Genomic DNA, 387 nt, shown 5'->3' on the forward strand with positions numbered 1-387 from the left:
GCTGGTACACAGCGGAACCGTTGACCCATCCCAGGACAATATGCTCAAGATTACCTCGGATGGCCGTAAGCTGGGCCTGGACCAGAGAATCGTCAACCAGATGCTGCCGGATGAACCTGGCACAAAGGTCAATCAGTGCGTGGACAACATCATGCAGATCTGGCGGGATGGCAAAGCTGACAAGCTGACCCAGCTGGTGTTCTGTGACATTTCTACACCGCAGGCAAAAGCTCCTGTAAGCAAGGCGGCGAAAACGCTGGATAATCCACTGCTTCACGCATTGGAAGGCGCTGTGCCTCTGCCGGAGCAGGAACCGGTCTTTACGGTATATGACGATATTCGTCAGAAACTCATTGCTCAGGGGATGCCTGCCGACCAGATCGCTTT

Annotated in this window: 1 protein-coding gene; it reads left to right on the forward strand. The window is 54.3% G+C overall.

From position 1 onward, the window contains the following. A partial coding sequence (locus OCV63_RS10465) for a hypothetical protein (RefSeq protein ID WP_470365370.1) occupies positions 1-387 on the forward strand: 387 nt, incomplete at both ends.

This window comes from Laedolimicola ammoniilytica, from assembly GCF_025567165.1.
Classification (GTDB): domain Bacteria; phylum Bacillota; class Clostridia; order Lachnospirales; family Lachnospiraceae; genus Laedolimicola; species Laedolimicola ammoniilytica.